The 3,024-nt window shown below is 66.9% G+C and carries 3 protein-coding genes; all 3 read right to left on the bottom strand.

Translation table 11 applies throughout. The annotated features are described in order from the left end of the window. Window positions 1-116 precede the first annotated feature (116 nt). A complete protein-coding gene (locus JMF90_RS31255) occupies window positions 117-953 on the bottom strand; it encodes an ABC transporter permease (protein WP_006479368.1) in 837 nt (278 codons plus the stop codon). A 37-nt stretch (window positions 954-990) separates the two neighbouring features. Then, on the bottom strand, window positions 991-2,247 hold the full coding sequence (locus JMF90_RS31250; RefSeq protein WP_011548115.1) for an ABC transporter permease: 1,257 nt from the start codon (window positions 2,245-2,247) through the stop codon (window positions 991-993). A 111-nt stretch (window positions 2,248-2,358) separates the two neighbouring features. Further along, a partial coding sequence (locus tag JMF90_RS31245; protein WP_201325886.1) for an extracellular solute-binding protein occupies window positions 2,359-3,024 on the bottom strand: 666 nt, incomplete at its 5' end.

Below are 3,024 nucleotides of genomic sequence, written 5' to 3'. Positions count from 1 at the left end.
CGCGGCCAGCTTCGTCGTGTCGGCGCCCGGCCCGGCCGCGTCCGACGGCGACATCAAGCATCGACAATGCGCCGACGCTTGACACGCGTGCACCGCCGTCGCGCCACCGCGTCAGGTCAGGTCACCGCACGCCGCGCATTGCGGCCGCGCAGCCATTCGAGCGCGAGCAGCAGGCTCGTCGAGAAAATGATCAGGATCGTGGCGAGCGCCGCGATCGTCGGGCTGATGTTCTCGCGGATGCCCGTGAACATCTGGCGCGGCAGCGTCGTCTGGTCCGCGCCGGCGAGGAACAGCGTGACGACCACTTCGTCGAACGACGTCGCGAATGCGAACAGAGCACCCGACATCACGCCCGGCGCGATCACCGGCAGCGTCACGCGGAAGAACGTCGTGACCGGGTTCGCGCCGAGCGACAGGCTTGCCCGTACGAGGTTCTGGTTGAAGCCCTGCAGCGTCGCGGCCACCGTCGTCACGACGAACGGCACGCCGAGTGCCGCATGCGCGGCGATCAGCCCCGTGTAGGTATTCGCGAGCCCGAGCGGCGCGAAGAACAGGTACATGCCGACGCCGACCACGACGACGGGCACGATCATCGGCGACAGCAGCACGGCCATCAGCAGCCCCTTGCCGCGGAAATCGGCTTTCGTCAGGCCGATGGCCGCGAGCGTGCCGAGCACGGTCGCGACGACGGTCGCCGACGGCGCGACGATGAAGCTGTTCTTCGCGGCCATGCGCCACTCGTCGGATGCGATCAGGTTCTCGTACCAGCGCAGCGAGAAACCCGGAATCGGATACACGAGGAACGTGCTCGACGAGAACGACAGCGGCACGATCGCGAGCACCGGCAGGATCAGGTACAGCAGCGTCAGCACGACGAGCACGCGCAACGCGACGTACCACGCGCGCTCGACGAACGACATGTGCGGCGCGAACAGCGGCCTGGCGAGTTTCATGGTCGGCATCCCCTTCCCGTTTCCCTGTGCCCGGCGCTCAGCCGAGGCTCACGTTGGTGCGCGTGAAGCGCCCGTATACCGCATACAGCACGAGCGTCGCCGCGAGCAGCAGCCCGCCGAGCGCACACGCCATGCCCCAGTTGATCGTCACGTTGGTGAAGTACGCGACGTAATAGCTGACCATCTGGTCGTTCGGCCCGCCGAGCAGCGCGGGCGTGATGTAATAGCCGATCGCGAGGATGAACACGAGCAGCGCGCCCGCACCGACGCCCGGATAGGTCTGCGGCACGTACACGCGCCAGAACGCGGCGAACGGATGGCTGCCGAGCGACACGGCCGCGCGCTGGTAGGTCGGCGGAATCGACTTCATCACGCTGTAGAGCGGCAGGATCATGAACGGCAGCAGGATGTGCGTCATCGAGATGTACACGCCGACGCGGTTGAACAGCAGCGTCAGCGGATGCGAGATCAGCCCGCTGCCGATCAGCGCCGTGTTGATGAGCCCTTCGCTCTGCAGCAGCACGATCCACGCGGCGACGCGCACGAGCACCGACGTCCAGAACGGAATCAGCACGAGGATCATCACGAGGTTCGCGCGCCGTTCCGACAGCGTCGAGATCCAGTACGCGAGCGGATAGCCGAGCAGCAGCGCGAACAGCGTGACGGCGATGCCGATCACGAACGTGCGCCCGAAGATCGCGAGATAGATCGACTGGTCGGGATCGGCCTGCACGATGTGACCGAAGCCGTCCTGCTTGTGATCGAGCGCGGCGAGCAGGTAGAACGGCGACACCTGGCTGCCGTTCTTCGCGATCGACTGCCAGTACGCGACGTCGCCCCAGCGCGCATCGAGGTCGATGAATTTGGCGCGCGTCTGCGCGGGCGTCAGCGCCGCGTCATTGTCGCCCTTCAGCGGCATCGCGCGCGCCGTCTTCGCGACGAGCGAGCGATAGCCGGGAATCTCGGTGTTCAGGCGCCGCGCGAGCGCGCCCATCGCCTCGCTGTCGGCCACCTTCGTCATGTCGGCCGCGAGCGCGACATACGCGGCGTCCGCCGGTGGCGTCTTGCGGTCCCAGCCCGACAACGCGGCGACCGTGTTCGGCAACGCGGTCGCGATCTCCGGGTTCTGCACCGCACGCGTGAGCAGCGTGCCGATCGGCACGACGAAAATCAGCAGCAGGAAAATCGCGAGCGGCGCGACCAGCAGCAGCGCCATCGTGCGCTTGCGGGCCTCGGCGGCCTTCAGCTCGCGCTTGAGCGCCGCGGTCGACGGCGAGGAAGGCGCGATCGTCATCGTATTCAACTGGTCTCTCCGGCCGGACACGTGCCGGCGGAATGCCGCGCGACGCGATCGACGCGTCGCGCGGCCGGTTGCATCACGACACCCGTGAGGATGCCTGACCGGTTACTTCGTTGCCCATGCGGCGAAGCGCTGTTCGAGCTCGTCGCTGTGGTCGGTCCAGAAGCCGATGTCCTCCAGCACCGCGTTCTTGCCGTTGGCCGGCGAGTTCGGCAGGTTCGCGAGCGTCTTCGCGTCGAGCGCCTTGATCGCCGCGATGTTCGCCGGACCGTACGCGATGTGCTGCGCATACGCCTGCTGCGGCTTCGGCGTCAGCGAGTACGCGATGTACTGCTCGGCCAGCGCCTTGTTCGGCGAACCCTTCGGAATCGCCCAGTAGTCGAGGTCGTAGATGCTGCCGTTCCACACGACCTTCAGGTTCTTGCCTTCCTTCTGCGCGGCGTCGATGCGGCCGTTGTACGCGGTCGACATCACGACGTCGCCGGCGACGAGGAACTGCGGCGGCTGCGCGCCTGCTTCCCACCACTGGATGTACGGCTTCAGCTCGTCGAGCTTCTTGAACGCGCGATCCTGGCCGGCCTTCGTGCCGAGCACCTTGTAGACGTCCTTCGTCGCGACGCCGTCGGCCATCAGCGCGAATTCGAGGTTGTAGCGCGCGCCCTTGCGCATCCCGCGCTTGCCGGGGAATTTCTTCACGTTCCAGAAATCGGCCCAGCCGGTGGGCGCCGACTTCAGCTTGTCCGCGTTGTACGACAGCGCCGTCGACCACAC

The sequence above is a fragment of the Burkholderia sp. E168m23 genome, assembly GCF_016586125.1.
Lineage (GTDB): Bacteria > Pseudomonadota > Gammaproteobacteria > Burkholderiales > Burkholderiaceae > Burkholderia > Burkholderia orbicola.
This window is presented reverse-complemented; position numbering and strand designations above follow the sequence as displayed.

What these genes read in the sequence shown, in the direction of transcription:
- JMF90_RS31250 (WP_011548115.1), bottom strand. Translation starts at nt 2,247, where the DNA reads ATGACGATCGCGCCTTCCTCGCCGTCGACCGCGGCGCTCAAGCGCGAG.
- JMF90_RS31255 (WP_006479368.1), bottom strand. Translation starts at nt 953, where the DNA reads ATGAAACTCGCCAGGCCGCTGTTCGCGCCGCACATGTCGTTCGTCGAG.